The organism is Curtobacterium sp. Leaf261 (assembly GCF_001422205.1).
GTDB lineage: Bacteria > Actinomycetota > Actinomycetes > Actinomycetales > Microbacteriaceae > Curtobacterium.
On sequence record NZ_LMMJ01000008.1, the window covers coordinates 530,030 to 554,620 of the forward strand.

The window sequence follows — 24,591 nt, forward strand, 5'->3', positions numbered from 1 at the left end:
CGAACCAAGGGAGACCTGCGTGTCCGACCTCGAAGAGACCCTCGTCCTCGTCAAGCCCGACGGCGTCGCCCGCCGGCTCACGGGGGAGATCCTCCGCCGCATCGAGGCGAAGGGCTACGAGATCGTCGATCTCAGGATGCTCACCGCCGACCGCGACCTGCTGAGCGCGCACTACGAGGAGCACCAGGGCAAGCCGTTCTTCGAGCCGCTGGTCGCGTTCATGGAGTCCGGGCCCGTCGTGGCCGTCCGGGTCGCGGGCAACGCCGCCATCGCGGGGTTCCGCTCGCTCGCCGGCACCACCGATCCGACGTCGGCCGCCCCGGGGACGATCCGTGGGGACCTCGGTCGCGACTGGGGCCTCAAGGTGCAGCAGAACCTCGTGCACGGGAGCGACTCGGTGGAGTCCGCGCAGCGCGAGCTCGCCCTCTGGTTCGCCTGACGCCGGGCGCGTGACGCGAAGCGCCGGCCGCGGCGCGCCGCTCGCGCCGCTCGCGCCGCGCCGCGTGAGAAGTGCCTATCTGTCGTCGGACATCTCCGACTCGACAGATGGGCACTTCTCACGCGGGGGCGGGAGCCAGGGCCCGAGCCAGGGCCCGAGCCAGGGCCCCGCGTCAGCCGGCGGAGGGCGACGGCGTCGTCGTCGCACCGCCGAGCGACGCCTCCGCCGCCTGCTCCACGAAGGACGCGAACGCGGTGGCGTCCGTCAGCGATCCGGTGTACTGCTTGCCGTCCACGAGCACGAGCGGGGTGCCCGTGAGCTTCTTGACCGTCGAGTTCGGGATCTTCTGGGTCAGGGCACGGTTCGTCGCGTCGGCGACCCATCCCGTGAACGTGCCGTCGGTGATGCAGCTCGGGATGTTCGCGTTCGTCGCGCCGGCCTTCTGGACGAGGGACACGATCTGCGCGTTCGTCAGGCCCCGTGTGCCCTCGCTCGGCTGCTTGGCGTAGAAGGCGGTGTTGACGTCGAGGAACTCGTCCGGCTGGTAGTTCGCGACGCATGCGGCGGCGTTCGCGGACCGGGTGGAGTACTTCGACCCGAGCGAGGACGCATCGAGCAGGTTGAACGGGTGCAGCTCGAGGGTCGCGGAGCCCGCGGTGACCCACTGCTTGATCTGCGTCATGTTCGAGGTCTCGAACTGGTTGCAGTACGGGCAGAGGTAGTCCTCGTACACGACGATGTTCACGGTGTCCGCATGTGCGGCGGTGCTGGTGGCCGTCGGCTCTCCGTCGGCCTTCACCGCGGCGGTCTCGACGGCGCTGATCGACGATCCGTTGCCCTGGAGCAGGATGCCGTCGCTGGCCATGTTCTTCGGACCGGGGCCGGCCGGCTGCACCGAGTTCACGACGACGAGCGTCACGATCGCGGCAGCCGCGAGGACCGCGATGCCGATCCCGCCCTGCAGGAACCAGCGGTTGCGCCGCTTGCGCTGCTGCTCCTTCTCGCGGGTGGCTCGTGCGCGCTCTCGCGCGGCGTCGCGCCGCGCCTTCCGGGAACCCTCGTCGCTGCTCATCGGGTCAACCGTAACCGCCCGATCCGGCCTGGAGGCGCGGCCTGGCTGACAAGATCCACAGAAGTTGGTGACGTGTCACTGGGCGATCAGCGGTCAGGACACCCGGCTCGGGAGCGGGGGTCGGCTCAGAACAGGAGCGTTCGGACCGTCGGGAACTTGACGAGGATCACGACGGCGATGACCGCGTAGTTCGTGAGCACGATGAGCCACGCGTACGGCAGGACCGCCGCACCGACGCGCCGGCCCCGCTCCCCGAGGGGCAGCCCGCCGCGAGCGAGGTTCCAGGACGTGAAGATCCAGAACATCGGGATCGTCATGGCCCACACGAGCATGCACCACGGGCACAGCGCGCCGATGAACCAGACGGTCTGGGTGAAGAGCCACGTGACGAACACCCACGCCACGAACACGCCGGCGTTGAAGGCGGTCCAGAACCACCGCGCCGCGACGAGCCCCGCCAGCATCATGATCGCGACGGCGACCGGCGCCACGAACCCCATGACGCCGAGGATCGGGTTCGGGAACCCCAGCAGATGCGCCTGCGGACTGTTCATCACGTTGGAGCAGCTGATGAACGGGTTGACGTCGCACCCGAGGTTCTGCTTGGGATGCTCGAGCAGCTGGTACTCGTCCACCACGAGCTTGAACGCCCCGAACAGGCCTCCGAGGCCGGTGACGAGCAGGAACACGGCCATGGCGAAGGGCGGTCTGGCGAGGGTGTCTCGAGAGGTCACCGGGCAATTCTCACACGGGCCTACGACGCACTGCTGGGCGAGCGTGCGATAATCGAGGCGTCGGTGGTCGAGATGGCCGGCGACAAGGAGCTTTCCGGGACGCGGCGCCGCCGATGACCCGGACGAAATGGGCGCTGTGAGAGAGCGTCGCGGCCGGACGCATGGTCACTCCCGATCGTGCGACGGTCGCACTGAGCGAGCGCGGGGGCGTTGACGCCACCCGCCCGAGAATTCCCGCCGGTCACACGGTGACCAGGCAGGGGCCTGAGGAGTGCACCAGTTCCATGGTGGAGCAGAACGACAACAACAACGAAGAAGCACCGAAGCGCAGGACCAGGCTGTTCGGTGGGCGTCGCGCCCGCTCCGGCGGCCAGGAGGCCCGTGCGGACGTCACCGAGACCGGGACGGGTGCCGACGTGGTCGCGCCCGGAGCGCATCCGGACGCGCTCGCGCTGAGCGCGGCTGCGCCGAGCGCGGCTGATCCGGGCACGGCCGAGCCGAGCGTGTCGGACACCGTCGCGGAGACGGTGTCGCTCGAGGTGGACACCACTGCGAACGCGACCGCGGATCCGCACGACGTGAGCACGCTGACGGGCGATCTGCCCGTGGTGCAGAGTGACGCACTGACCGACGCGGGCGGCGACGCCACCGTGGAGACGGCTGACGCAGCGCCGTCTGACCCGGCAGCCGATGGTGCTCCCGCCGCGGCCCCGGTGGCCGAGGACGTCCCTGTCGCCAGCGCACCGGCAGCGGCCGAGCCCGAGCAGCCGTTCGTCCCCGTGGCGACGAGCACCACGAGCCTCATCTTCCACGCGCCCGTGCTCCCGGTGCTGCCCGAGCGTCCGTTCACCGAGCGCTCGCGTGACCGGTTCGCCGACCGCGCCGTGCGCCCGGACGACGACGACGACCGCCCCGACAGCCCGATCGAGGACGACCAGGGCGACCAGCCGACGGGCCGACGCCGGTCTCGTCGTCGCGGTGGTGCCTCCCAGCAGGACGACGCCCCGGACGACCGTCAGCAGCGTCGTGAGCCGCGGCAGCGTCGCGAGCCCGAGCTGATCACCGAGCCACAGCGCATCAAGGGATCCACGCGGCTCGAGGCGAAGAAGCAGCGGCGCCGCGACGGCCGCGATGCCGGTCGCCGTCGCACCGTCATCACCGAGGACGAGTTCCTCGCCCGCCGCGAGAGCGTCGACCGCCAGATGATCGTCCGATCGCACTCCGACACGATCGAGATCGGCGTGCTCGAGGACGGGTCGCTCGCGGAGCACTACCTCACCAAGAACCACAACGTCTCGCTCATCGGGAACGTCTACCTCGGCAAGGTGCAGAACGTCCTGCCCAGCATGGAGGCGGCGTTCGTCGACATCGGCCGCGGGCGGAACGCGGTGCTCTACTCGGGCGAGGTGGACTGGAACTCGCTCGAGACCGGCAACCAGCCGCGTCGCATCGAGCTCGCGCTGAAGCCGGGCGACAAGGTCCTGGTCCAGGTCACGAAGGACCCGGTCGGCCACAAGGGTGCCAGGCTCACCAGCCAGATCTCGCTGCCGGGCCGGTACCTGGTCTACGTGCCGAACGGTTCGATGAACGGCATCTCGCGGAAGCTCCCGGACACCGAGCGCTCGCGGCTCAAGAAGATCCTCAAGGAGGTCCTCCCGGAGCACGCCGGCGTCATCGTCCGCACGGCTGCCGAGGGTGCCACCGAAGAGCAGCTCACCCGCGACGTCAGCCGCCTCACGAACCAGTGGGAGGCGATCCAGAAGAAGGTCGCCGGCGGACAGGCTCCGGTCCAGCTGCACTCCGAGCCGGACCTGCTCGTCAAGATCGTCCGCGACGTCTTCAACGAGGACTTCACGAAGCTGATCATCGACGGCGAGGCAGCGCACGCCGTCATCGACGAGTACCTCTCGGCCGTCGCACCGGACCTCAAGGACCGGGTCGAGACCTACCAGGGGCCCGACTCCTTCGAGGAGCACCGTCTCAACGAGCAGATCGAGAAGGCGCTCGACCGCAAGGTCTGGCTGCCGTCCGGTGGTTCGCTCGTGATCGACCGCACCGAGGCCATGACCGTGGTCGACGTCAACACGGGCAAGTTCGTCGGCTCCGGGGGCAACCTCGAGGAGACCGTCACCAAGAACAACCTCGAGGCGGCCGAGGAGCTGGTCCGCCAGCTCCGACTCCGCGACATCGGCGGCATCATCGTGGTCGACTTCATCGACATGGTGCTCGAGACGAACCGCGACCTCGTGCTCCGACGCCTCGTCGAGTGCCTGAGCCGCGACCGGACCAAGCACCAGGTCGCCGAGGTGACGTCGCTCGGGCTCGTGCAGATGACCCGGAAGAAGATCGGCGTCGGGCTCCAGGAGTCCCTCGACGAGGTCAACGCCCGCGTCAACGACAACACTGCCGAGTCCTCGCCGAAGGGTGCCAGGAGCGGTCGGAAGGGTCGGAGCGGCAACGGCAACGGCAACAGCGGCGGCGGGAACTCCGGCAACGGCGGGTCCGCCCACGGGAACAACGGCGGGTCGTCCGCGCACGCGCACCAGATCACCGCGGACGTGACGAACGCCCTGTCGCGGATCGCCGCCTCGACGATCGCGCACGAGGGTCAGTCGACGAGCGCCCCATCGAAGGAGGCGCCGGCCGAGCCGGCCGTCGCCGCGGGATCACCGGAGCCGACGGCCGCAGTGACGCCCGGTTCGAACGGTGCCGAGTCGACCGATGGCGGTCAGACGTCCGGCCAGGGCGACCGTCCGTCGCGTCGGAGTCGTCGGAGCCGTCGCGGCGCCGAGGCCCCCTCGGAGTCGGCTGCCGTGAGCGAGCAGGCTCCCGTGGACGCGTCCAGGGTCGAGACCGTCACGACCCCGGTCGCCGAGGCCCCGGTCGACGCGACCCCGGACGACGCGACCCCGGAGGCCGCGGTCGAGGAGGCCCCGGCCGCACCGCAGCGTGCATCGGAGCCGTCCGCGGCCAGTGCGCCACGGACGGCGAAGCGCTCCGCATCGGTGTCGCGACGTGTCTCGACGTCGGCGCCGGTCGCGCCGTCCGAGACCCAGGTCGCGATCTTCGACATCCCCGTGGTGACGGCGAAGCGTGAGCCGCGGAAGGTCGACCCCGAGGCCGCGGAGTCCATCCTCGACTCGGTGCTCTCGGCCCTGCCGGAACCGAAGCAGCCCGGACAGGGCCGGAGCCGTTCGCGCCGTGTCTCGTCGGGGAGCATCAGCGCGCCGGCGACCACGGAGGCGTCCTCCTCCGACGGTCCCGACGACGCGGTGATCGTCGGCAGCTGAGTCCGCCGAGCCATCGGTCTCGGAACACGCCGTCTCCCACTGCGGGAGGCGGCGTGTTCCACGTCACGGGACATCTCTGTCCATCGCGTTCCTGGCGAATCGCGGTAGCGTTTCCTGGCCGGACGTGTGACCGGTATCGACGATCCGAGGCGGGGTCGTCGTCGCGACTCTCGAGGAGACACCGTGTCGAACCCCTACGACGACCAGGGCCGCGGCCCTGCCGGTGATGCATCCGGCCCGGCCGAGGGTGCTCCGGACACCCGCGGCTACTACGGCGCACCGCGGAGCCCGCAGCGTGCGTCCGCGCAGCCGTCTCAGCAGCAGCCCGGCCAGCAGCAGCCCGGCCAGCAGCAGTCCGGGCAGCCGCAGTCCGGCCAGCCGCAGTACGGCCCGCCGTCGCAGTACGGCCAGCCGCAGTCGAGCCAGCCGACGCAGTACGGGCAGCCGTCGCAGTACGGCCAGCCGTCCCAGTACGGCCAGCCGGGTCCGTGGGGCCCGCCACCACGTCCGGGCCAGCTCGGCGCCCAGGGTCCCTACGGAGCACCCCAGCGCCAGCCACGTCGGCCCGTGAGCCCGACGAGCACCTTCGCGCCGCAGCGCTCCCGGAGCACCGTGCAGAGCGCGCTCACGGCGGTGCTCACCATCGCCGCCGTCCTGTTCGTGTCGGCGCTCCTCAGCTTCCTCGGCACCGTGTCCTACGCCGCACCGACCGAGGGTGCTGAGCAGGGGTTCCTCGCCACGCCGATCGGCTACTTCGTCGGGTACTGGCTGCTCACGCCGCTGCCGTTCTACGTCGTCGCGTTCGCCATGCTCGCGTTCATCACCCCGATCGTCCGCCAGAGTCCGCTCCCGACGGTCCTCCGTCGCGCGGTCGTGGCGGGTGCCGCCGGAACGGTCGGCATGATGCTCGTCGGCATCGTGATGGGGTTCTACCACTCGATCCGCGACACCACGTGGACCTGGCTGCTGACCGACATCCTCACCGACCCGCTGTCGTACGGCGTCGAGTACACGCTCATGCTCGTCGGCGCGGCGACGGTCGCGTGGCTGTGGCTCGGGCGTCCCGGTCGCGACCGCCGTCCGACCGTGACCGCCGGCATGCCGGGAACCGTCCAGCGCGCGGACGCGATGCCACCGGCCACCCTCGCCGGTCCGGCGCACGGAGCGCCGTCGCAGCCGGTCGGATCGCAGTCCGCGCCGACACGGACCGGAGGCTCGCAGCAGCCCGCCCCGACACCCGCCTGGGGTGCTCCCCAACCATCCATGCCCCAGCCGCCCGCGCCCCAGCCGCCCGCGCCCCAGCAGCCGGGCGCGCAGCAGCCGGCCGCACATCAGGCCTTCGCGCCCCAGCAGCCGGCCGCGCAGCCCGGACAGGCGGACCAGTCGCAGTGGGCGCCGCCGTCCCAGGACGGCAACGCACCCGACGGACGCTGACCGGGCCTCCAGGCCGACGTCCACGGACCGAGCCGCCGGCCGGCCTCAGCGATGTTTGTCGCGCTGCGCGACCCGGAGTCCACTCCGGATGAGGCGGAGGACCAGCTCGCGACCGGTCACCGCCGTCGCCCCCAGCTCGAGCATCTCGGCGTACCGGGACTCGGGGATGTCGTAGTGGTCGTGGTCGAACGCCCGGCGGGGGAGCCCGGCGCGCTCGGCGAAGGCATGGAGCTCGTCGGATGAGCTGTCGCTCACCAGGTGCGACCAGATCGTGCCGTGCGCGGGCCACACGGGAGGGTCGATGAGCACGGTCACGATCCGATAGTATGGGCACACCTGCGCGGCCGGTTCCCCGGCGTGGCGCGCGTTTGACCAGGGGCGGACCCATCGAGTATCCTCGATTGTTGGTGTCCGCGGGCGGTTCTGTCTGCGATGGAACACCCGAGACTTCCCTCGAGCAGAGTACGTAAGGAATCCACGTGGTTTACGCAGTAGTGCGCGCCGGCGGCCGTCAGGAAAAGGTCGAGGTCGGCACGATCCTCCACATCGATCGCATCAAGAGCGACGAGAACGGCAACATCGCGCTCGCGCCGGTGCTCCTCGTGGACGGTGACAAGGTCACCTCCGCAGCGAGCGACCTCGCCAAGGTGTCGGTCACGGCCGAGGTCCTGAACGACCTCCGCGGCCCGAAGATCGTCATCCAGAAGTTCAAGAACAAGACCGGGTACAAGAAGCGTCAGGGCCACCGCTCGGAGCTCACCCGCGTCAAGATCACCAAGATCGCGTAAGGCGGACGAACAATGGCACACAAGAAGGGTGCGAGTTCCACTCGCAACGGTCGTGACTCCAACGCGCAGCGCCTCGGCGTGAAGCGCTTCGGTGGGCAGGTCGTCAACGCTGGCGAGATCATCGTCCGCCAGCGCGGCACCCACTTCCACCCGGGCGCCAACGTCGGCCGTGGTGGCGACGACACGCTGTTCGCCCTCGCCGCAGGTGCGGTCGAGTTCGGCGCGAAGGGCGGCCGCAAGGTCGTCAACATCGTCCTGGCGTAGTTCCACAACCAGACGACACAACTCCAGCGGAAGGGCGAGCCGACATGGCTCGCCCTTCTTGCATTTGCCGCCCGTCGTGCACCGAGTGCGCGGGCACCCCGAACTCAAGAGGACCCCATGGCCACTTTCGTCGACCACGTGACGCTGCATCTCAGCGCGGGCAACGGCGGCAACGGCTGTGTGTCCGTGCGCCGTGAGAAGTTCAAGCCGCTCGCCGGCCCTGACGGCGGCAACGGCGGTGACGGCGGTGACATCGTCCTCGTCGGCGACCCGCAGGTCACCACACTCCTCGGGTACCACCGCGCCCCGCACCGCTCGAGCAAGAACGGCGGGCCCGGCATGGGCGACCACCGGAGCGGCACGACGGGCGAGACCCTCGAGCTGCCCGTCCCGCTCGGCACCGTCGTCATCGACGAGCGCGGCGAGACCATCGCGGACATGACCGAGCCGGGCATGCGGGTCGTCGTCGCAGCCGGCGGACAGGGCGGTCTCGGCAACGCTGCACTCTCGAGCACCAAGCGAAAGGCCCCCGGGTTCGCGCTCCTCGGCACCGACGGCGAGGGCGGCGACGTCCGTCTCGAGCTGAAGACGGTCGCCGACATCGCGCTGGTCGGCTTCCCGTCGGCCGGCAAGTCGAGCCTCATCGCGGCGATCTCGGCCGCCAAGCCGAAGATCGCCGACTACCCGTTCACGACGCTGCACCCGAACCTCGGTGTCGTCGAGTCCGGGGACACCCGGTTCACCGTGGCCGACGTGCCCGGACTCATCGAGGGTGCGTCCGAGGGCAAGGGGCTCGGCCTCGAGTTCCTCCGGCACGTCGAACGCTGCTCGGCACTCCTGCACGTCATCGACTGCGCGACCCTCGACCCCGGCCGCGACCCGAACAGCGACCTCGACGTGATCCTCGCCGAGCTCGAGAAGTACCCGGTCCCCGAGGGCCAGAAGCCGCTCCTCGAGCGCCCCCAGCTCATCGCGCTCAACAAGATCGACGTGCCCGACGCCGCCGAGCTCGCCGCGTTCGTCAAGCCGGAGCTCGAGGCCCGCGGCTACCGCGTCTTCGAGATCTCCACGGCGTCCCACCAGGGTCTCCGTGAGCTGCGGTTCGCACTCGCCGAACTCGTCGAGCAGGCACGCGCCGACCTCGCGGCGATCCCGGTCGCCGAGCGCATCGTCATCCGACCGCGCGCGGTCGACAAGGCGGACTACACGGTCCGCGCCGAGGGCGGCGAGGAGCACCGCTTCTACCGCATCCGCGGTCGCAAGCCCGAGCGCTGGGTGCAGCAGACCGACTTCACCAACGAGGAGGCGATCGGCTTCCTCGCGGACCGCCTCGCGAAGCTCGGTGTCGAGGACGACCTGTTCAAGGCGGGTGCGATCGCCGGCTCGACGGTCGTGATCGGCGGCGACGGCGGCATGATCTTCGACTGGGAGCCGACCCTGACCTCGACGGCGGAGCTCATGACGAGTGCACGTGGGACGGACCCGCGGCTCGCCCCGAACGACCGTCCGACCCGCAACGAGCGTCGCGATGCGTACTTCGAGCGCATGGACGCCAAGGCCGAGGCCCGCGCGGAGCTCGAGCGCGAGCGGGTCGCCGGACTGTGGGTCGACGACGACGAGTCCGTCGAGCAGTAGATCGACGCCCGATGACCGACCTGACCATGCCACCCCTCGGACCCGTCGTGCGCCGCGAGGACATCCCCCGGGCGCACCGTGTGGTGGTGAAGGTCGGGTCGTCGTCGATCAGCGGTGCGAACGTCGGGCAGATCGATCCCCTCGTCGACGCGCTCGCAGCGGCCTACGGGCGCGGGACCGAGGTCGTGCTCGTGTCGTCCGGAGCGATCTCGACGGGCTTCCCGTTCCTCGGGATCGACACCCGGCCGGAGGACCTCGCGACGCAGCAGGCGGCGGCCGCGACCGGGCAGAACGTCCTGATGTTCCGCTACCAGCAGAGCCTCGAGCGGCACCGCATCGTCGCGGCGCAGATCCTGCTGACCGCGGGGGACCTGCAGAACCCCACGCACCGGGTCAACGCCCAGCGCGCGATGGACCGGCTGCTCGCGCTGCGGGTGCTGCCGATCGTCAACGAGAACGACACCGTGGCGACCCACGAGATCCGGTTCGGCGACAACGACCGGCTGGCCGCCCTGGTGGCGCGCCTGCTCGAGGCCGATCTCCTCGTGCTGCTCTCGGACGTCGACGCGCTGTACACGAAGCCGCCCGAGCTGCCCGGCGCGGAGCGGATCGACGAGGTGCCCTTCGGTGACGAGCTCGCCGGGGTCACGTTCGGTTCGGTCGGCAGGGCCGGCGTCGGGACCGGTGGTGCCGGGACGAAGGTCGCCGCCGCGCGGCTCGCGGCGGAGGCGGGGACGAGCGTGCTCGTCACCGCGACCTCGCTGGTCGGCCGCGCGCTCGCCGGTGACGCGATCGGGACGTGGTTCGGGGCGGCGCCCCGCGCCTGAGGCAGCAGCGCCTGTCGGACTGGAGGCGCGGTGCCCGCCCGCCCCGTTCCTCCCGTCCGTCGCTCCTCGCGCTCCGACCCCGACCTAGAATCGGGACATGACGATCACCGAGGTCCGACCGTCGCTCGTCGACCGGCTCGTCGCGGCGCGTTCGGCGTCGACGGCGCTCGCGACCGCGACGACCGACGTCAAGGACGCCGCGCTCCTCGCGATCGCGGAGGGTCTCGGTCGTGCCGCCGACGACGTCCTGCGGGCGAATGTGCTCGACCTCGAAGCGGGCGAGCGGAACGCGCTGTCGACGGGACTGCTCGACCGTCTGCGGCTCGATCCAGCACGCATCGACGCGCTCGCGGCGGCCGTCCGCCACGTCGCGACGCTCACGGACCCCGTCGGGCAGACCGTCCGCGGATCGGCGCTCCCGAACGGCATCCAGCTCACGCAGGTGCGCGTGCCGTTCGGCGTCGTCGGAGCGATCTACGAAGCGCGACCGAACGTCACGGTGGACATCGCCAGCCTCGCACTGAAGAGCGGGAACGCGGTCGTGCTCCGGGGCGGATCCGCGGCCGAGCAGACGAACCGGGTGCTCGTCGCGACCATCCAGGACGCGGTCGCGAGCGTCGGCCTGCCGCGCGGTCTCGTGCAGACCATCGACGAGTTCGGCCGTGACGGCGCCACCGAGCTGATGCGCGCTCGAGGACTCGTGGACGTCCTCGTCCCGCGGGGGAGCGCCGGCCTGATCCAGACCGTCGTGACCGAGTCCCAGGTCCCCGTCATCGAGACCGGGGCCGGGGTCGTGCACGTCTACCTCGACGCCAGCGCACCGGAGGACTGGGCGGTCGACATCGTCCTCAACAGCAAGGTGCAGCGACCGAGCGTGTGCAACGCCCTCGAGACCCTGCTGGTCCACGAGTCCGCAGCACCGCGGCTCCTGCCCGTCGTCGCTGCGCGGCTGCTCGACGCCGGCGTGACCCTGCGGGGTGACGACGCGACGCGCGCACTCGTGCCGGAGGCGATCCCGGTGACGGAGGAGGACTGGGCGACCGAGTCGATGGACCTCGACCTGTCGATCCGCGTCGTGCCCGATGTCGACGCCGCGATGGCGCACATCAGACGGTGGTCGACACACCACACCGAGTCCATCGTGACGAACGACCTCCGGACCGCGGATCGGTTCCTCGCCGAGGTCGACTCCGCGGTCGTGATGGTGAACGCCTCGACACGGTTCACCGACGGCGGGGAGTTCGGCTTCGGTGCGGAGGTCGGGATCTCGACCCAGAAACTGCACGCACGCGGCCCGATGGGGCTGCCGGAGCTCACGAGCACCAAGTGGATCGTCCGCGGCACCGGGCAGGTCCGTCCCTAGGCGGAGACCACCACGCGTCACGGTGCACGAACGATCATCCGGTCGCGGGTAGACTCCAGGAAGCCGTCCCGGAACGATCGGAGCATCCATGTCGCACGTCCTGCTCGCAGCAGCAGAAGAGATCCAGCTCATCGCGCCACCGATCGTCTTCCCGCTGGTTGCAGCCGCCGTGTTCGTCATGCTCGGCTTCGTCACCTGGAGCTTCCGCGACGTCGCGTACCGCCACTCGCAGAAGTTCGAGGCGACTCGCACGCACGAGACCGGTGTGGACGAGTTCGGCCACACCAAGATCTGACCGCGCGCTCCATGCTCGAGAGCACGGGTCGCCCGCGGATCGGCGTGATGGGTGGGACGTTCGACCCCATCCACCACGGTCACCTGGTGGCGGCGAGTGAAGTCGCGAACTCGTTCGGCCTGGACGAGGTGGTGTTCGTCCCGACGGGCGAGCCCTACATGAAGTCAGCGGTGTCGGACGCCGAGCACCGCTACCTGATGACGGTCATCGCGACGGCCTCGAACCCGTCGTTCACCGTCAGCCGCGTGGACATCGACCGCCAGGGTCCGACGTACACGATCGACACCCTCCGCGACCTGCACGACCAGCGGCCGGACGCACAGCTGGTGTTCATCTCCGGGGCCGATGCCGTCGCGCAGATCCTCGACTGGAAGGACCACGACGAGATGTGGGAACTGGCCCACTTCGTCGCTGTGACTCGTCCGGGACACGACCTCAGCGTCACGGGATTGCCGGAGCGGGACGTAAGCTTGCTCGAAGTCCCCGCACTGGCGATCTCATCGACCGATTGTCGCAGCCGGGTGAGCCGGGGATTCCCCGTGTGGTACTTGGTTCCGGATGGCGTCGTTCAGTACATCTCCAAGCACCACCTGTATCGGAGCGTTGCATGAGTTCGTCCGACTCGCAGCCGCCCCTCACGCGCCGTCAGGCGCGTGAGCGCGAGCGTGCTTCCGAGGGCGGCGCCCAGCCCGTGTCCCCTCCCGCCACCGTGTCACCGGCGTCCGTCCCGGTGGCGTCGGTCCCCGTCGGCTCGTCGTCCGGAGCCTCGGCACCCCGTCCGTCCGACTCCGCGGATACCGTGGCCGAGCCGCCCGCACGTCGTCGACCGGGCTCGCATGCGGCACCCTCCCGCTCGGCACCCGCACAGGCGAAGGCGCAGCCCCCGGTCCAGCCTGCGCCGCAGGGTCTCGACGAGCCGCCCGCGTCCGCGACGGAGATCGTCCCCGGGACCGGCATGACCCGCCGCGAACTCCGGCTGCACCGCGCTGCGCAGTCGCCGGAGGCGTCGCGTCCGGTCCCGCTCCAGTCCCCGACCCCGCAGTCGTCCGATCGAACCGTGGCCGACGTGCTCGGGAGCGTCGCCGCGATCGAGGACCAGCGAGACGCCGACGCACCCGAACCCATGCCCGACGCCGCTGCGATCGAGCAGGCCACGGCGGCCGACGGCTCGCCGGAGGCCATCGAGCCCTTCGTGGACGCCGTTGCGCACGGCGATGAACCGCGTCGGCACCGGTCCACGTGGTCACCGCCCCCGGGTGCATCTGGTTCGGTGCGCACGGACTCCGAGTCCACCGGACCGTCCGAGTCCGCGCCGTCGGACTCCCGCTCGAACGTCGACTCGGCCGCGGACGCCGACGCGGACGACGCGGTGTCGTCCGACGTGCGAGACAGGTCGGACGCGCGGGACGACAGTGCACAGCCGGGCACCACGGGTGTCGTCGACGGCCCCACGGGTGTCGGCCCGTTCTCCGAGACCGGCGGGATCCCCGGACTCCCGGACCTCGGTGGGGCCAGGGGTGCACGGACGCCCGGTGTGTTCCCGCTCGATCTGGACTCCGACACGAACGAGGTGCCGATGGTCGCGGGCGACCCACGCGCGTCCGCCGACACCGCTCGTACCGATCCTGCTGAGCTGTCCACCGGGACCGCACGTCCCGCGTCGGAGCTCTTCACCGGTGAGTCGGCCGCGAACGCATCGGCTCCGGCTGGGTTGTCTGGTTCCGGTGCAGCGAACGCTCCCCAGGCGTCCTACACACCGGCGGCCGAGTCGGCGGGGGTGGGTCGTGCCTCCAGTCCGGTCGAGCCGAAGCCGGTCACGACGGCGTTCGATGCGCCGGCCGGCCACTGGAGCCGTCAGGCGGAGGTCGTGGACGACCACGTGCACGACCCGGAGACCGGGGTCGTCCGCGGCACCGAGACGCAGGCGAACGCGCTCATCATGCCGAACTCGGCGCTGACCGACGTGACCGGGGCGTTGAACGCGACCGGCGAGGTCATCATCACCGGTTCCATCGACCTGCCGAAGGCGCTCGCGTCGACGGGCTCGCACCGTCCGATCGACGGCGTCGAGGTCGACCGCCTGCTCGAGCAGCACGATGCGGAGGCACCGTCCTCGGATGCGACGCCCGTCCGCGCGAGTCGTGCGGTGTCGAGTCACACGTCCACGCGGGCCGTCGTGCTCGCAGCGGCGAAGCCCAAGCAGTCCAAGGTGCCGACCGTGCTCGCGGTCAGTGCGGCGAGCGTCGGGGTCGCCGGCGTCGTGGCGATCGTCGTCGCGTTCTTCGCGCTGCACCTGGTCTGATCGATCAGCCGCACAGTTCCGTGGCCTGAGCCGAGCCGCTCGGGCTGGTCGCTGTCGGCGGGTTGGCTTACAATCAACAGGCATCGCGCACCGATCCCCGGTGCGTCGCCGACAAGAAGGAATCCGTGACCGCTTCTCCTCGCGCACTCGAACTCGTCCAGATCGCTGCGACCGCAGCCGATGCCAAGCAGGCGGACGACCTCGTCGCGCTCGACGTCACGGGTCCGCTCCCGCTCACCGACGTGTTCCTGCTCGCGACCGGTCGGAACGAACGGAACGTCCTCTCGATCGCCGACGAGGTCGAAGACCGCATGATCGCAGCCGGTGCCAAGCCGCTGCGGCGAGAAGGTCGGAGCGAGGGCCGCTGGGTCCTCATCGACTTCGGCGACATCGTCGTGCACGTATTCCACGAGGAAGACCGCCAGTACTACTCGCTCGAGCGGCTCTGGTCCGACTGCCCGGCGATCAGCCTGCAGATCGCGGCCGACCAGGTCTCCGTCGACTGATCACCCGTGACACCCCCGGGCGTCGGCACCGTGTTCAGTCGACCGCTCCCGGTGGTGTACGCTTGACTGGTTGCTTCCGCACGGGAGACAACAGTCTGGGTCTGTGGCGCAGCTGGTAGCGCACCTGCATGGCATGCAGGGGGTCAGGGGTTCGAGTCCCCTCAGATCCACCCAGAACGGCCCGAACCTCGTGGTTCGGAGTCACGCGACGGCCCCGCTCCGGCGGGGCCTTCTGCATGGACGGGGTCTCTCCGGACCGGGCTCGACGGTTCGCGGTCGGGCCCGACGCTGCAGCGATCGATAGCCTCAGAGGATGACCCTCTCGAACGAGTCCGTGTCGGACGATGCCGTCCGACCACTGTCCGGCACCTACCTCACCATCCGCAGCGGAGACACGGTCGCATCGATCGCGACCGTCGGCGCAACACTCCGAGCGCTGCAGTACGGCGGTCGCGACCTCATCGTGCCGTTCGACACCGACACCGTCCGCCCGGCGTTCCGCGGCGCCGTGCTCGCACCCTGGCCGAACCGGGTCGTCGACGGCCGCTACCGGTTCGGCGGGGTGGATCACGAACTCGCGCTCACCGAGCCGCGTCGTGGCCACGCACTGCACGGGCTCGTCGTCTGGTCCGACTTCGCCGTCATCACGCAGGCCGATGATCGTGTCGTGCTCGGCGTGACCATCCCAGCGCAGATCGGGTACCCGTTCCGGGTGGACGTGCTCGTCGAGTACCGCGTCGACGAGGACGGCCTGCACACCACGGTCACCGGCACGAACACCGGACCCGACGCCGCCCCGTGGGGGACCGCGCCGCACCCGTACCTCGTGGGCGGTCCGGGTCGGGTCGACGACTGGACGCTGACCCTGCCGGCGGACTCGGTGCTCGAGGTGACCGAGGACCGACTCATCCCCACGGGGATCGCACCCGTGTCGGCCGAGTTCGACATGCGAGCTCCGACCCGGATCGGGGAGCGGTTCATCGACCACGCGTTCACCGACATCACGCGCGCGTCGGACGGGCTCGCGACGATCACGCTCGTCGCCGATGACGGGCACGGGGTCCGGATGCAGTTCGGGACCGAGTGCCCGTGGGTGCAGGTGCACACCGCCGACCAGCCGGAGCCGAGCATCGACCGTCTCGGTCTCGCCGTGGAGCCGATGACGTGCGCGCCGGACGCGTTCAACGCGGGCGAGGAGCGCGGCATGGTCGTGCTCGCGCCGGGTGAGTCCGCTGCGGCGTCCTGGACGATCAGCGGGTTCTGAGGAGGGTGCCGACGGGCGGGCTCCGAGCTGCGATGATCGTGCGATGCGGATCGAGGTACGGCGGATCGACGGGGTCGTCGACCCGGCAGCCGTCGCAGTCACGCTCGACACCGGGACCGGTGACGTCATCTGGCTCGACTCTGCGCGGGCCGGTTCGAACGGTCTGAGTCACACCGGCGGCCGGCGTGGTCAGGGTCAGGGAGATGGCCAGGCGAGTGATCAGGCGGGTGATCAGGCGGACCGAGCGCGATGGTCGATCGTCGCCGCTGTGGACGGTCCCTTCGGAGCGACGTTCGTCCATGACCGGGGTCTCCCCGAGGTCGCTGCCCAGCCCGCGGCCGAACCGTGGTTCCGGCAGGTGATCGATGCGATCTCGGGACGGAGAGCCGCGGACGGTGGCGTCGGGCGTGACGGTGGCCTCGGGCGTGACGGCAGCGGCGGGGTGCCCGACGAGCAGGACGAGTTCTTCGCGGTCCTCGAGCAGGTGCTGGATGCCACTCCTGCCGTTGCCGGAGCGCCGGTTCCGGGCTGCGGCTTCGCGCTCGGGTGGATCGGGTACATCGGGTACGAGCTCGGTCGGGAGCCCCGCGGCCCGATGCGGTTCGCGGACGGACATCCTGACGGCGCGCTCCGGTTCGTCGACCGTGCCGTCCTGCTCGACGCTCGTGACGGCGTCTGCTGGGTGCTCGCGCTCGTGGACGACACCGGTTCCACGAGCGCGTCGTCGCAGGGGGCATCCGCGACGAATCGGACATGGCTCGCAGCGACGGCCGTCGCGGTCGGAGACCTCGCCGCGGAGACTCGACCAACCGCGCTGTCCGGAGACGCGACCAACCCGGATCTGCCGACCACGGGCCTCCCGGCTGCGGGGCGCGTGTCGCGCGCCCGGTACGAACGTGACGTCGACGCCTGCCGAGCGGAGATCCGTGACGGCAACGCGTTCCAGGTCTGTCTCACGACGTCGTTCTCGGTCGCCGCGCCGCGCGCGGTGGCGGGGACGCCCCGTTCCGGGGTGTCCGACGCCCGGCTCTCCGGGACCGAGGCGTCCGAGACCGGGGTGCCAGGGCCGCTCGCCCGGGATCCGGAGTTCGCCGAGTACCTGCGGCTCAGGACGGCCGACCCGGTGCCGTTCGGGAGCTTCGTGCGGCTCGGGCGCGTCACGATCGCGAGCAGGTCTCCCGAGCGGTTCGTCGCGGTGTCGGCAGCCGGACGGGTGGTCGCCGAGCCGATCAAGGGCACGCGTCCACGCGGCCGGACTCCGGGCGAGGACGACGGGCTCCTGCAGGAGCTGACGACGAGTGCCAAGGACCGTGCCGAGAACGTCATGATCGTGGATCTGCTGCGCAACGACCTGCTGCGGACCGCGATCCCGGGCAGCGTGCGCGTCGAGCGACTGTGTGCGATCGAGTCGTACGCGACCGTGCACCAGATGGTGTCCACGGTCGTCGGGACGGTGCGTCCCGGTGTCTCCCCGGCGGCGGTCGTGCGAGCCGCGTTCCCGCCGGGATCGATGACGGGCGCCCCGAAGATCAGCGCGATGGCGATCGCCGACCGACTCGAGGGCGCTCCGCGGGGCGTGTACTCCGGTGCGATCGGGTACTTCTCGACCGACGGCGCGGTCGATCTGGCGGTCGCGATCAGGACCCTGGTGTCCGTGCGGCACGCCGATGCCGGTGTGGTCCGGTCGCTCGGTGCGGGTGGAGCGGTGACCTGGTCGTCGTCGGCGCATGACGAGGCGGACGAGGTCGAGACGAAGACGCGATCGGTGCTCGGCACGCTCGGATCCGCCGCCGTGTGGTGACGGTACGGTTGTCGGCACCGGGATCACCCCGTACACTCGCGATTCGAACATGTGTTCGATTGTCTCATGAGGTGGTGATGTCGTGCTGGTTCGTCAGGCGGAGGTCGTGCAGGTCGGAACGACGACCTCCGGGTCCCCGCGGAGCCTCACCTGGGACGGCGTCCGGTACCGTGTGAGCGATCGACCGACACGCTGGAGCGGTCGCGGTGACGGCTGGGACTTCGGGCCGGATCCGGTGGCGGTGCGGTCCGCGGATGCTGATCCCTCCGCCGGTCTGTCGCTCTGGCGCTTCCAGGCGACGCCGGTCGACGGGGGTCCGAGCGTCGTCGTGGACGTCGTCTGCGCCGACGGTGGCTGGGTGCTCCTCGGCGTCGTGCGCTAGCACCTCGGCGTGCAGGCCCGCGCTGTGTCCGGCTCGGCACGCATCCCGGCCCGGCTCTCCACAGGATGTCGGACCGCATTGACATCATCGAACACATGTTCGAATATGGCCAGATGCAGACGGCAGCGGATCTCCTCGCGACGCGGACCTCGGGACGCGGTTCCCGCAGCGCGCCCGCGGACCGCGCTGCGGTGGTCGGCGCCGTGGCCGGGGGTGCGGCCGGTGCTGCGAGGCCGGCCCGTTCCGGCGTCGACCACATCGAGGAGGCCCGTGCCGCACTCGATCGCATCACCGCGCTGCGCTCCCGGATCGACGACATGCAGGAGACGCGGGTCGACACCGGCGCACTCCCGACCGCTCCGGCGCTCGCTCCGCTCCTGGCCGGTGGAGCGATCCGGTCCGGGTCGACCTCCGTGGTGCACGAGTCGGTCCTCCTCGCGATGACCATGCTGCAGGGCGCGTCGGCGTCCGGGGCGTGGTGCGCGGTCGTCGGCGTGCCGTCCTTCGGGATCGAAGCCGCTGCGGCGATGGGCATCGACCTCGAGCGGCTGGTGCTCGTCCCGGATCCCGGCGAACAGTGGCTGGCGGTGACCGCGGCGATGGCGGACGTCGCGACGATCGTGCTCACCCGTCCGCTCGGTCGGGTCCGGCCGAGCGACGAGGCCCGGTTGTCCGCGCGGCTCAGGCAGCGTGGTGCGGCACTGGTGTCGCTCGGCAGCTGGCCGGGGGCGGACACGACGCTCCGGGTGACCGAGTCGTCCTGGACTGGGATCGGTCGTGGACACGGGTACCTGTCGGAGCGGCGTGCGACCGTCGCGGCGCATGGCCGGGCCGGGGCAGGGCGACCGCTGCAGGCGGAGCTGATGCTGCCGGCAGCCGACGGGACCGTCCGGCTCGCGGACGTCGGCGCGCGGGCCGGCACCGGTGACGCGACCCGGCTCGGCGGTGCTCCCGGCGTGCCCGCGTCGAGCCAGCGGCCCACCGCGGTCCCGATCGCGGTCCCCATCGCGGTGGCGTCGTGAGCGGCGGACGGCGGACCGCGACGACGGCCGCCCGGACCACGCACCCCGGAGCCCCGACGTCTTCGGCCTCGGTCTCGGCCTCGAGCGGCCGTTCCGCACTGCCCGACGCGCCTCCCACGCGGTCACTCGTGCTCTGGTGCCCGGACTGGCCGGTGATCGCCGCGACGACCGCGACCGGAGCTGACCCCGCACGACCGTTCGCACTCGTGGCGAAGGGGCTCGTGTACGCCTGCTCGGCTGCGGCCAGGGCAGACGGCGTCACCAGGGGACTCCGCATCCGCGAGGCGCAGGCGCGCTGTTCGACACTCGTGGTCCAGCCGTACGACGAGGCACTCGACCACAGGATGTTCGAGCCGGTCATCCGCGCGGTCGAGGCTGCTGCGCCCGGGGTGCACGTCCTGCGCCCCGGGACCATCGCGATCCGATCGAGGGGGCCTGCGCGCTACTACGGCGGTGAGCGTGCGGCAGCGATCACACTGGCGGGGATCGCAGCGGACAGCGGTGCCCCGGACGTGCGGGTCGGGGTCGCCGACACGCCGTTCGCCGCGGAGCAGGCGGCGCGTGCCGGGGGATCCGAGCGGTTCCGGGTCGTCCGCGCCGGGGGATCGCCGGAGTTCCTCGCGCCGCTGCCCGTGTCGATCCTCGGCCGCGACGACCTCACGACCGTCCTCGGTCGTCTCGGCATCACGAGTCTCGGTGACTTCGCGACGCTCACCGACGAGCAGGTCCGCGACCGGTTCGGGGCGGAGGGCGCGTTCCTGCACCGGCTCGCCGGCGGACGCGATCCACGCGAGGTGTCGGCGCGGGACGTCCCACCGGATCTCGCCGTCGACGCTCCGTTCGAGCCGCCCCTCGACCGGGCGGACCAGGTGGCCTTCGCCTTCCGGCGCTCGGCGGACACGTTCATGGAGCGGCTCGGTGCGGCGGGGCTCGTCGCGACGGCCATCCGGATCGACGTGACCGACGACAACGGCATCTGTCTCGACCGGACGTGGGCGCACCCCCGGTGGTTCGACGCCGCGGACATCGTCGACCGGGTCCGCTGGCAGCTGCAGGGCGGGACCGGCCCGAGCGGGCTCGAAGCAGCCGTCGCGCACATCCGCCTCGAGGCGGACGCCGTGGACTCCGTCGACAACCACGAGCGGGGGCTGTGGGGCGCAGGACCCGACGAGCGCGTGCATCACGGGCTCGCCCGGATCCAGGGCATGGTCGGCCACGACGGTGTCGTCACCGCACGGATCGGTGGGGGACGCACGCTCGCGGAACGGACGGTGCTCGTGCCGTGGGGAGACACCCCGGCCGGGGGCGAGCGCGCGCTGGCCGTCGCGCGTGCCCGGCCATGGCCCGGGGCCCTGCCGGGGGTGGCGCCCGGGACCGTCCTCGACCGCCCCCGTCCGGTCGACGTGGTCACCGCGGACGGCATCGCGGTCGACGTCGACCCACGTGGCACCCTGACGGCCGAACCGGAGCGGTTTCGTGCCGACGGCGACCGCGGAGGCGCCTTCACCGGCGTGACCGCGTGGGCGGGGCCGTGGCCGCTCGTGGTCCGCTGGTGGGAGGCCGGAGGGCGCCGGTTGCACCGGCTACAGCTGGTCGATGCCGAGGGACGCGCGTGGTTCCTGGTCCTCGCGGACGGCAGATGGTGGGCGGAGGCGGTCGGCACATGAGCACAGACCGGACGACGACGCGCGGGCGCCGGACGACGAGCGGTCACCGGACGACGACGCACCTGAGGACGATGCGGGGAGTGCACTGATGGGCTACAGCAACCCACCGATCCCATGGACGCAGTTCGAGCGAGCGCTCTCCGACCGGGGGAGTCCCGGGGAGGCCCCGGCCGGCGACGGGGGTGACAGCCCCGCGTGGTCGCGGAAGCGCGTGCCGTACACCCCGACCGCCATCGGTGACGTCACCGAGCCGGTCGTCCCGTACGCCGAGCTGCACGCGCACTCGACGTTCAGCTTCCTCGACGGGGCGAGCCAACCGGAGCAGCTCTTCGAGGAGGCCGCACGACTGCACCTGCACGGCCTCGCGCTGACCGATCACGACGGGCTCTACGGTGCCGCGCGGATGGCGGAGGTGGCGGACTCCTACCCCGACGTCCTGACGGTGTACGGAACGGAACTGTCACTCGGACTCACCGAACCGCAGAACGGTGTGCCCGATCCGGAGGGGACGCACCTGCTCCTGCTCGCTCGCGGGCAGGAGGGGTACCACCGTCTGGCCGCGGCCGTGACGAGTGCACACCTCGCCGACGACGCCGAGAAGGGCAAGCCGCGGTACGACATCGACGACCTCGCTGATCGTTCCGCGGGGCACTGGCAGGTGCTCACCGGCTGTCGCAAGGGCACCGTCCGGTCCGCCCTCGAGTCCGGCGGTGCGTCCGCCGCCGAACAGGCACTCCGCGTGCTGCTCGACCGGTTCGGCCGCGACAACGTCGCCGTCGAGCTGTTCGACCACGGCGATCCGCTCGACAGCAGCCGCAACGACGTCCTCGCCGAGCTCGCGGGCCGGTTCGGGCTCGACGTGGTCGCGACGGGCAACGTGCACTACGCGACGCCGGACCGGTTCCGCATCGCGAGCGCACTCGCGGCGGTCAGGGCGCGGCGGAGCCTCGACGAGCTCGACGGATGGCTGCCTGCTGCGGACACGGCGCACCTCCGTTCCGGGGCCGAGATGCAGGCCAGGTTCGCCAGGTACCCCGGTGCGGTGGAACGGAGCGTGGCACTCGCGGACGATCTCTCGTTCCGGCTGCGGAGTGTCTCGCCGGGGCTGCCGGCGGTCGAGGTGCCCGAGCCCCACACGACCCCGATGTCCTGGCTGCGAGAGCTCGTCTGGATCGGCGCGGAGCGGCTCTACGCGGCACCGGGCGGTGGGGTCGACCCGAGCAAGCGAGACCGCATCGAACGCGAACTGGCCGTCATCGAGGAGAAGGACTTCCCCGGGTACTTCCTGATCGTCCGTGACCTCGTGCAGTTCGCCAGGGGCCGCGGGATCCTCTGCCAGGGACGCGGCTCGGCGGCGAACTCGGCGGTCTGCTACCTGCTCGAGATCACCGCCGTCGACTCGATCCGCTACGGCCTGCCCTTCGAACGGTTCCTCTCGAGCATGCGCGACGAGGAGCCGGACATCGACGTGGACTTCGACTCCGACCGGCGCGAAGAGGTGATCCAGTACGTCTACGCCAAGTACGGCCGCTTCAACGCCGCCCAGGTCGCGAACGTGATCACGTACCGCCCGAAGTTCGCGGTCCGCGACATGGCAAAGGCACTCGGACACTCCCCGGGGCAGCAGGACGCCTGGTCGAAGCAGATCGAGCGCTGGGGCTCGGTGGTGGAGAGCGACGACCACGACATCCCGGACGAGGTGGTGGGGCTCGCGCGCGAGGTCCTCGGTTTCCCGCGACATCTCGGCATCCACTCGGGTGGCATGGTCCTCACCGACCGTCCGGTGGGCGAGGTCGTCCCGATCGAGCACGCCCGGATGGACGGTCGGACGGTGCTGCAGTGGGACAAGGACGACTGCGCGTACATGGGACTCGTGAAGTTCGACCTCCTCGGCCTCGGGATGCTCGCCGCGCTGCAGTACGCGTTCGACCTCGCCGACGAGCACTGTGGCGAGCGGTGGGACATGCACTCGATGCCGAAAGAAGAGCAGGGCGTCTACGACCAGCTCTGCCGGGCCGACACCGTCGGGGTGTTCCAGGTCGAGTCACGGGCGCAGATGGGCACACTGCCGCGGCTGCTCCCACGTCGGTTCTACGACCTCGTCATCGAGGTCGCGCTCGTCAGGCCAGGACCGATCCAGGGCGGGGCCGTCCACCCGTACATCCGCCGTCGGACGGGCGAGGAGCCGATCACCTACCTGCACCCGTCGCTCGAACCGGTCCTCGAACGGACCCTCGGCGTGCCGCTGTTCCAGGAGCAGCTCATGCAGATGGCGATGACGGTCGGCGGATGCTCGGGCGAGGACGCTGATCAACTCCGGCGGGCGATGGGGTCCAAGCGTGGACTCGTCAGGATCGAGGGCCTCCGCGCCACGCTCTACGCGGGGATGGCGGAGAAGGGCATCACCGGCGAGGACGCGGACACGATCTACATGAAGATCCAGGCGTTCGCGAACTTCGGCTTCGCGGAGAGCCACTCGATCAGCTTCGCGCTCATCGTCTACGCGAGTGCCTGGATGCGGTTGCACTACCCGGGGGCGTTCCTCGCGGCGCTGCTCCGCGCCCAGCCGATGGGCTTCTACTCGCCGCAGACGCTCGTCGCGGACGCCAGACGGCACGGTGTCACGGTCCGGAGGCCGGACATCCTGCTGTCCGGTGTCGACGCGACGCTCGAACCGCTGGACGACGCCGGGCACCTGACGGGTTCCGATGCGTGCCTCTCGGAGGAGCAGCCGCCGGTGCAGCCGTTCGACAAGGGGCAGCGGTTCGACACCGACGACCATCGTCGCGACGGCGGGTTCGCGGTCCGGCTCGGTCTCGTCGAGGTCACCTCGCTCGGGCGGAAGAGCGCCGAGCGGATCGTGGCGGAACGGGACGCGAACGGTCCGTTCCGGGACATGTCCGACCTGGCACGTCGGGTGGGACTCACGACCGCGCAACTGGAGGCCCTCGCGGCGGCCGACGCGTTCGCCTCGTTCGACATCGATCGGCGGAGCGGCATGTGGTCCGCAGCGCAGGCGGCAGCGGAACGCCCCGACCAGTTGCCCGACACGCAGGTGTTCGTGCAGCCACCGCTGTTCGGCCAGCTCACCGATGGAGACACCCTGATCGCGGACATCTGGTCGACGGGACTCTCCCCGGACGACCACCCGATCCGGCACGTCCGGGGCGCCCTGTCCACCAGGGGGGTGATGAGCGTCGCAGACCTCGCGGTCGCGGAGACCGGTCGACGGGTCGAGGTGGGCGGGATCGTGACCCATCGGCAGCGTCCGGCGACGGCCTCCGGGATCACGTTCATGAACGTCGAGGACGAGACCGGTCTCGTCAACGTCATCTGCAGCGTCGGGGTGTGGACGCGCTTCCGTCGGGTGGCGCGCGAGGCACCGGCGCTGGTCGTCCGGGGCATCCTCGAGCGATCACCGGACGGTGTGGTCAACGTCGTCGCAGACCACCTCGAACGACTGCCCCTCGCCGTCCGGACACAGTCACGGGACTTCCACTGATGCC

21 protein-coding genes and 1 tRNA gene are annotated in these 24,591 nt (G+C 70.9%); 19 read left to right on the forward strand and 3 right to left on the reverse strand.

The window, feature by feature from the left end; translation table 11 throughout:
* Positions 1 to 19 precede the first annotated feature (19 nt).
* On the forward strand, positions 20 to 439 hold the full coding sequence (ndk, locus tag ASF23_RS10630) for a nucleoside-diphosphate kinase (protein ID WP_055952777.1): 420 nt from the start codon (positions 20 to 22) through the stop codon (positions 437 to 439).
* Positions 440 to 611: 172 nt separating this feature from the next.
* Here ndk and ASF23_RS10635 read toward each other — a convergent pair whose 3' ends face one another.
* Both ASF23_RS10635 and ASF23_RS10640 read right to left on the reverse strand, forming a co-directional pair.
* Positions 612 to 1,511, reverse strand: a complete 900-nt coding sequence (locus tag ASF23_RS10635) for a DsbA family protein (protein WP_055952780.1) — start codon at positions 1,509 to 1,511, stop codon at positions 612 to 614.
* A 125-nt stretch (positions 1,512 to 1,636) separates the two neighbouring features.
* Positions 1,637 to 2,245: a vitamin K epoxide reductase family protein gene (locus ASF23_RS10640; RefSeq protein ID WP_055952783.1), complete on the reverse strand. Its 609-nt coding sequence runs from the start codon at positions 2,243 to 2,245 to the stop codon at positions 1,637 to 1,639.
* Between the two features lie 284 nt (positions 2,246 to 2,529).
* On the opposite strand from ASF23_RS10640, the gene ASF23_RS10645 reads away from it, so the two are divergent.
* Entirely contained in the window at positions 2,530 to 5,535 is a 3,006-nt protein-coding gene (locus ASF23_RS10645) for an Rne/Rng family ribonuclease (protein ID WP_055952786.1), read from the forward strand.
* Positions 5,536 to 5,718: 183 nt separating this feature from the next.
* Positions 5,719 to 6,969, forward strand: coding sequence for a hypothetical protein (locus ASF23_RS18685; protein WP_055952789.1), 1,251 nt, complete (start codon positions 5,719 to 5,721; stop codon positions 6,967 to 6,969).
* A 45-nt stretch (positions 6,970 to 7,014) separates the two neighbouring features.
* Here the strand turns inward: ASF23_RS18685 and ASF23_RS10655 are convergent, their stop codons facing one another.
* Positions 7,015 to 7,284: a DUF4031 domain-containing protein gene (locus ASF23_RS10655; RefSeq protein WP_055952792.1), complete on the reverse strand. Its 270-nt coding sequence runs from the start codon at positions 7,282 to 7,284 to the stop codon at positions 7,015 to 7,017.
* Between the two features lie 164 nt (positions 7,285 to 7,448).
* Between ASF23_RS10655 and rplU the strand changes: the two genes are divergently transcribed.
* The 16 genes from rplU (at position 7,449) to ASF23_RS10735 (ending at position 24,587) form a co-directional block, all read left to right on the forward strand.
* Positions 7,449 to 7,757 carry a 50S ribosomal protein L21 gene (gene rplU, locus ASF23_RS10660; RefSeq protein ID WP_055952795.1) on the forward strand — a complete coding sequence of 103 codons (309 nt, stop codon included), beginning with the start codon at positions 7,449 to 7,451 and terminating at the stop codon, positions 7,755 to 7,757.
* Between the two features lie 12 nt (positions 7,758 to 7,769).
* Positions 7,770 to 8,021 carry a 50S ribosomal protein L27 gene (gene rpmA / locus ASF23_RS10665; protein ID WP_055952797.1) on the forward strand — a complete coding sequence of 84 codons (252 nt, stop codon included), beginning with the start codon at positions 7,770 to 7,772 and terminating at the stop codon, positions 8,019 to 8,021.
* Between the two features lie 117 nt (positions 8,022 to 8,138).
* Entirely contained in the window at positions 8,139 to 9,656 is a 1,518-nt protein-coding gene (obgE, locus tag ASF23_RS10670) for a GTPase ObgE (protein WP_055952800.1), read from the forward strand.
* Positions 9,657 to 9,667: 11 nt separating this feature from the next.
* Positions 9,668 to 10,483 carry a glutamate 5-kinase gene (proB, locus tag ASF23_RS10675; protein WP_055952803.1) on the forward strand — a complete coding sequence of 272 codons (816 nt, stop codon included), beginning with the start codon at positions 9,668 to 9,670 and terminating at the stop codon, positions 10,481 to 10,483.
* Between the two features lie 97 nt (positions 10,484 to 10,580).
* Positions 10,581 to 11,846, forward strand: coding sequence for a glutamate-5-semialdehyde dehydrogenase (locus ASF23_RS10680; protein WP_055952806.1), 1,266 nt, complete (start codon positions 10,581 to 10,583; stop codon positions 11,844 to 11,846).
* Between the two features lie 88 nt (positions 11,847 to 11,934).
* The gene (locus tag ASF23_RS10685; protein ID WP_055952809.1) at positions 11,935 to 12,141 is read left to right on the forward strand and encodes a hypothetical protein; all 207 of its coding nucleotides are present in this window, start codon (positions 11,935 to 11,937) and stop codon (positions 12,139 to 12,141) included.
* Positions 12,142 to 12,152: 11 nt separating this feature from the next.
* Positions 12,153 to 12,752 (forward strand): nicotinate-nucleotide adenylyltransferase, encoded by a 600-nt coding sequence (gene nadD / locus ASF23_RS10690; RefSeq protein ID WP_082474027.1) that lies wholly within the window; start codon positions 12,153 to 12,155, stop codon positions 12,750 to 12,752.
* Positions 12,749 to 14,443, forward strand: a complete 1,695-nt coding sequence (locus ASF23_RS10695; protein ID WP_156364454.1) for a hypothetical protein — start codon at positions 12,749 to 12,751, stop codon at positions 14,441 to 14,443. Before nadD ends, ASF23_RS10695 begins: the two co-directional genes overlap by 4 nt.
* Before the next feature lie 125 nt (positions 14,444 to 14,568).
* On the forward strand, positions 14,569 to 14,949 hold the full coding sequence (rsfS, locus tag ASF23_RS10700; RefSeq protein ID WP_055952814.1) for a ribosome silencing factor: 381 nt from the start codon (positions 14,569 to 14,571) through the stop codon (positions 14,947 to 14,949).
* A 97-nt stretch (positions 14,950 to 15,046) separates the two neighbouring features.
* Positions 15,047 to 15,119 (forward strand) — tRNA-Ala (locus ASF23_RS10705).
* 143 nt (positions 15,120 to 15,262) lie between these two features.
* Entirely contained in the window at positions 15,263 to 16,213 is a 951-nt protein-coding gene (locus ASF23_RS10710) for an aldose 1-epimerase family protein (RefSeq protein ID WP_055952818.1), read from the forward strand.
* Between the two features lie 43 nt (positions 16,214 to 16,256).
* Positions 16,257 to 18,014 carry an anthranilate synthase component I family protein gene (locus tag ASF23_RS10715; protein ID WP_055952821.1) on the forward strand — a complete coding sequence of 586 codons (1,758 nt, stop codon included), beginning with the start codon at positions 16,257 to 16,259 and terminating at the stop codon, positions 18,012 to 18,014.
* Between the two features lie 106 nt (positions 18,015 to 18,120).
* Positions 18,121 to 18,396, forward strand: a complete 276-nt coding sequence (locus tag ASF23_RS10720) for a hypothetical protein (RefSeq protein ID WP_162236753.1) — start codon at positions 18,121 to 18,123, stop codon at positions 18,394 to 18,396.
* A gap of 95 nt (positions 18,397 to 18,491) precedes the next feature.
* Positions 18,492 to 19,418 carry a hypothetical protein gene (locus tag ASF23_RS10725; protein WP_200919337.1) on the forward strand — a complete coding sequence of 309 codons (927 nt, stop codon included), beginning with the start codon at positions 18,492 to 18,494 and terminating at the stop codon, positions 19,416 to 19,418.
* Entirely contained in the window at positions 19,415 to 21,085 is a 1,671-nt protein-coding gene (locus ASF23_RS10730) for a DNA polymerase Y family protein (RefSeq protein WP_235510862.1), read from the forward strand. Before ASF23_RS10725 ends, ASF23_RS10730 begins: the two co-directional genes overlap by 4 nt.
* 88 nt (positions 21,086 to 21,173) lie before the next feature.
* The gene (locus ASF23_RS10735; RefSeq protein WP_055952828.1) at positions 21,174 to 24,587 is read left to right on the forward strand and encodes an error-prone DNA polymerase; all 3,414 of its coding nucleotides are present in this window, start codon (positions 21,174 to 21,176) and stop codon (positions 24,585 to 24,587) included.
* Positions 24,588 to 24,591: the final 4 nt, after the last annotated feature.

Bases quoted from the DNA above. Each gene is read 5' to 3' on its own strand.
- ASF23_RS10635 (WP_055952780.1), bottom strand. From the start codon at position 1,511: ATGAGCAGCGACGAGGGTTCCCGGAAGGCGCGGCGCGACGCCGCGCGA.
- ASF23_RS10645 (WP_055952786.1), top strand. From the start codon at position 2,530: ATGGTGGAGCAGAACGACAACAACAACGAAGAAGCACCGAAGCGCAGG.
- rpmA (WP_055952797.1), top strand. From the start codon at position 7,770: ATGGCACACAAGAAGGGTGCGAGTTCCACTCGCAACGGTCGTGACTCC.
- obgE (WP_055952800.1), top strand. From the start codon at position 8,139: ATGGCCACTTTCGTCGACCACGTGACGCTGCATCTCAGCGCGGGCAAC.
- proB (WP_055952803.1), top strand. From the start codon at position 9,668: ATGACCGACCTGACCATGCCACCCCTCGGACCCGTCGTGCGCCGCGAG.
- ASF23_RS10680 (WP_055952806.1), top strand. From the start codon at position 10,581: ATGACGATCACCGAGGTCCGACCGTCGCTCGTCGACCGGCTCGTCGCG.
- ASF23_RS10685 (WP_055952809.1), top strand. From the start codon at position 11,935: ATGTCGCACGTCCTGCTCGCAGCAGCAGAAGAGATCCAGCTCATCGCG.
- nadD (WP_082474027.1), top strand. From the start codon at position 12,153: ATGCTCGAGAGCACGGGTCGCCCGCGGATCGGCGTGATGGGTGGGACG.
- ASF23_RS10695 (WP_156364454.1), top strand. From the start codon at position 12,749: ATGAGTTCGTCCGACTCGCAGCCGCCCCTCACGCGCCGTCAGGCGCGT.
- ASF23_RS10710 (WP_055952818.1), top strand. From the start codon at position 15,263: ATGACCCTCTCGAACGAGTCCGTGTCGGACGATGCCGTCCGACCACTG.
- ASF23_RS10715 (WP_055952821.1), top strand. From the start codon at position 16,257: ATGCGGATCGAGGTACGGCGGATCGACGGGGTCGTCGACCCGGCAGCC.
- ASF23_RS10725 (WP_200919337.1), top strand. From the start codon at position 18,492: ATGTTCGAATATGGCCAGATGCAGACGGCAGCGGATCTCCTCGCGACG.
- ASF23_RS10735 (WP_055952828.1), top strand. From the start codon at position 21,174: ATGGGCTACAGCAACCCACCGATCCCATGGACGCAGTTCGAGCGAGCG.